Annotated in this window: 4 protein-coding genes; all 4 read right to left on the reverse strand. The window is 70.9% G+C overall.

Going from position 1 to position 4,180, the window contains the following annotated elements:
- Positions 1-79: 79 nt before the first annotated feature.
- Entirely contained in the window at positions 80-946 is an 867-nt protein-coding gene (phnE, locus tag FIF60_RS21260) for a phosphonate ABC transporter, permease protein PhnE (protein WP_144300290.1), read from the reverse strand.
- A complete protein-coding gene (gene phnD / locus FIF60_RS21265) occupies positions 943-1,857 on the reverse strand; it encodes a phosphonate ABC transporter substrate-binding protein (protein ID WP_144300291.1) in 915 nt (304 codons plus the stop codon). Before phnD ends, phnE begins: the two co-directional genes overlap by 4 nt.
- A gap of 214 nt (positions 1,858-2,071) precedes the next feature.
- The gene (locus tag FIF60_RS21270; protein ID WP_144300292.1) at positions 2,072-3,301 is read right to left on the reverse strand and encodes an ABC transporter permease; all 1,230 of its coding nucleotides are present in this window, start codon (positions 3,299-3,301) and stop codon (positions 2,072-2,074) included.
- 3 nt (positions 3,302-3,304) lie between these two features.
- On the reverse strand, positions 3,305-4,180 hold an 876-nt coding region (locus tag FIF60_RS21275), incomplete at its 5' end, for an efflux RND transporter periplasmic adaptor subunit (RefSeq protein WP_144300293.1).

A 4,180-nucleotide genomic window follows, 5' to 3' on the forward strand; every position in this document is an offset into this window, starting at 1 on the left:
GCGCGCGCCAGCCGCTCGCGCGGCGGCCGTGCGAACGCGCGCGGGTGCGCGGCGCGCAACGCCTCGAGCGAGGCGGCGCTCATGCGCGCGCCTCGCTCCGCGTCGGCTCGATGAAGCGTCGCCGCAGCTGGCTCGAGACCAGGTCGGCGATCGCGACGGTCGCGACGATCAGAAGGACGAGCGCGCTGATGTCGGCATAGATGAACTGCCGGACGACGAGGTAGAGCTCCTCGCCGATGCCGCCCGCGCCGACGATCCCGAGGATCGAGGCCTCGCGCACATTGATCTCCAAGCGAAGCAGCAGGTAGCTGAGGTGATTCGGCAGGACCTGCGGCAGCACGCCGAAGCGGATCGCCTCGACCCTGGTTCCGCCCGAGGCGAGCACGGCCTGGAGCGGTCCGACCTCGGCGTTCTCGTTCGCCTCGGCGAAAAGCTTTCCCAGAGCGCCTGCGACATGCAGCACGATCGCGAGCACGCCGGCGAACGGCCCTGGCCCGAAGGCGAAGACGAAGATCAGGGCGAACACGAGCGTGGGCACGCCGCGCAGGATGTCGAGCAGCCGGCGGGCAAGGAAGTAGCTCACCGGTCCGCGCGCGACGTTCGCGGAGGCCTCGAAGCACAGGAGCAACGCGAGCGCGCCGCCGAACACCGTGCCGACCAGCGCCATGAGCACCGTGTCGCCAAGCAGGATCAGCCAGAGATCGAGCGCCCAGAACCATTCGCCGATATCGGCCGCAAGGCTGTCTGCGCGCAGCACCGGAAGCGTGCGGCCGACATAGGCCGCGATGTTCGGCAATCCCGCGACGAGCCGTGCCGGATCGACTTCGCCGACGAGCGTGGCCAGGGCGAGAGCGGCGGCAAAGGCCAGCAGCCAAAGCGTGGCAAGCCTTCGCTTCGCTGCCCTGTGCTCGGCGAAGCGGCGCTCGAAGAGGGCGGCTGCCGTCACGACCGGCGCTGTCGCCGCCTCGCCTCGTTCTCCTCCGTCACCGCGATCACGTCGAGATAATCGGCGTGCGTGGCCGGGGCGATCTGCGGCGTGGAGGAGGAGAGCGCCCGCAAAGCGGCGGGGTCGCGCTCGTGCATCGCAAGCAGGGCGTCGCGGAACGCCTCCTGCAGGGCGGCGGGAAGGTCGGTCCGCGTCACGAAGGGGCTGTTGGGGATCAGTGGGCTCTGCCAGACATTGCGGGCGGCGCCGGCCGGAACCATCCCCTTCTCCACCATGCGTGGAACGTTTCCACGGCGCTCGTTGTTCCAGAAGGTCGCCGCGGCGTCGTAGCTGCCATTGACCACGGCGAGCACGCCCATCTCGTGGTTGCCGGCAAAGCCCGTGCGGGAGAAGAACCGCTCGGGCTCGATGCCTTCCTTGCGCAGGAAGTAGCTCGGGAAGGCGAAGCCCGAGGTGCTGTTCGGGTCGGCCCAGGCAAGGCTCTTGCCGCGCAGGTCCGCGAGCGACCGGGCCGGGCTGTCGGCCCTGACGACGATGACGCTGAAATAACCCTCCGACCCGGCGTCGTCGCGCTCTCGTGCGATGGCGGCGACACGCTCGCCCATTACCTTCCGCGCCAGCGCATAGGCCGCCGGCCCGAGCCGCGAGAACTCGACCTGGTTCGACCGCATCGCTTCAACGGCGCCGGCATAGTCTGTCGCACGGTAGACGCGGAAGGGAACGCCGAGCTGCTTCTCCATGTAGGCCGAGAAGGGCTGGTAGCGCACGACGGCGTCGCGCTCGTTCTCCGAGGAGATGAGGCTCATCCGCAGTTCGCGGAACTGCCCCTGCCAGGCCTGCGCGCGCGCGGCAGGCCCGAGGAGAAGAAGCGGGGCAGCAAGCGTGGCACGGCGGCCGAGTGCGTGGCGCATGGGTCTTCTCCGTCCGGTTGCGTGCCGACGGTGTCCCACCTCGCCGTTGCAGGGGCATGACAGAGGGATGATCGTTCAGTGACGGAACGGATGACCGATACGATCGGTCCGGACGTCGGAGACCGGCGGATCCGGCGCTACCCAGAGCCGGATGGCCCGCCTTTGCAGGAAGGCGGCGCCGGAAGGCCGCGGCAGTCGCGTTATCGGGTGGCGACTACGCCTCGCGCAGCGCCACCACCGGATCGAGCCTCGACGCGCGGATCGCGGGGTACAGTCCGGCAGCGAGCCCCACCGCAGCCGACACGCCGAGCGCGAGTAGCCCCGCCGCCGGGTCGAGCACCACGGGAAAGCCCGCCATCGCGGACAGAGCGGCGGCAGAAGCGACGCCGAGCAGCACGCCCGCCGCCCCGCCGATCAGCGCGAGAAGCGACGCCTCGACGACGAACTGCGCAAGCACATGCCTCGGCCGTGCGCCGATCGCCATCCTGAGCCCGATCTCGCGCGTGCGCTCGGTGACGGAGACGAGCATCACGTTCATCACGCCGATGCCACCGACGAACAGCGCCACGAGCGCGACGGCTGCGAGGAAGCTGCCGAGCATCTCCGCCGCCTCGTCGCGCGCGGCTGCGGCAGCGGTGACGTCGAACACCACGAACGGGTCTGCGCCGTCGCGCGGCACGCGCATCCGCGCACGCAGGATCTGGCGGATCTCCTCGACGACGACGGCCCTGTCGGTCGTCTCGGCAGCCTGGATGACGAGCGAGCCGATCAGCCGCGCATGGCCGCCATCGGCTCCGAACAGGCTCCGCCGCGCCGCCCAGAACGGCACGAACACGATGTCGTCCTGGTCGGCGCCGTCGATGCTCTGGCCCTTTCGCTCCATCACGCCAATGACCTCGAAGGGCGTCTGGCGGATGCGCACGGGCTTGCCGATCGGGTCCTCGTTCGGGAATAGCCTCTGGGCGACGGAGGCGCCGAGCAGCACCACCTTCGCCCCGGCCGCATGCTCGGCCTCGGTGAAGAGCCGCCCATCGGTATGCCCCCAGCGGCGTATCTCGAGCCATTCCGGCGTCGCACCCTGCACCACCGCGTTCCAGTTCCGCGGCCCGGCGACGACCTGCTGGTTGGCCCTCAGCGACACGGCGACGCGCTCGACGCCCGGGATGGCGCGGATCGGCTCGGCATCGTCATAGACAAGGCGCGGCCGCATACCCGTTCCGGCATGGGCGCCTGCCACCCGCGCCGAGCCATTCCAGACGGCGATGACGTTCACCCCCATGGTGTTGACGGTATCGAGGATGCGCTCGCGCGCGCCCTTGCCGACGGCGACCATGGCGATAACGGCAGCGACGCCGACGGCGATGCCGAAGGCGGTGAGCGCCGCACGGAGCCGGTGCGCGGACAGCGCGTCGGTTCCCGCGCGCAGGATATCGAGGGGCCGCACGGCTCAGAACCCGAGCCTGATCCCGGCGCTGCGGCGCGGCGCCGTCTCGGCGGCGATGCCGATGACGACGGGCATGCCGGGAAGCAGGGCCTCGCCCTCCTCCTCCACACCGGCGATCTCGGTGAAGCGGGCATCGGCCACGCCGGTGCGCACGCGGATGGGGGTGAGCCGCCCGCCCTCGCCCTGGACGTGGACCACACCGAACCCTGGCTCGGCCGGGGCTGGGCCGCTGCCCGGTGGACGGAAGCGCAGCGCGGCGGAGGGGACGCGCAACGCGTCGTCGCGCCGGTCGGTCTCGATCCGCATCGTCGCCGTCATTCCCGGCATCAGCCTGCCGTGATCGTTCCGAACGGCGACGACGACGGTGTAGGTCACGACATTCTGCGTCACCGTCGCGGCGAGGCGGACGGTTCGCACCTCGCCGACGAAGGTCTCGTCCGGCCAGGCTCCGACGGAGAAACGCACCGTCTGCCCCTCGCGCACGCGACCGATATCGGCCTCGTCGACGGTGGCCCAGAGCTCCATCTCGGCGAGGTCGCCGGCGATGAGGAACAGCGTCGGCGCGGAGAGCGAGGCAGCGACCGTCTGGCCGACATTCACCTGGCGGTTCACCACGACGCCCGCGATGGGAGAGCGGATCACGCTTCGCTCGATGTCGACCTCGATCTGCCGCCGTTGCGCGACGCGCTGCTCGACCGTTGCGGTAGCCGCACGCACCTGGGCCTCGGCGACCTCGAGATCGGCCGCAGCGGCTGCGGCGAGCGCATCGGCCTCCTCCGCCTCGGACACCGCGCCGGCGGCCTCGGCGCGGGCACGCTCGGCCGCGAAGGCGGCGCGTTCGGCATCGTTCGCCGCGCCGACGCCGCGGGCGCGCAACTC

The organism is Elioraea rosea, assembly GCF_007644105.1.
GTDB classification, from domain to species: Bacteria; Pseudomonadota; Alphaproteobacteria; order Acetobacterales; family Acetobacteraceae; genus Elioraea_A; species Elioraea_A rosea.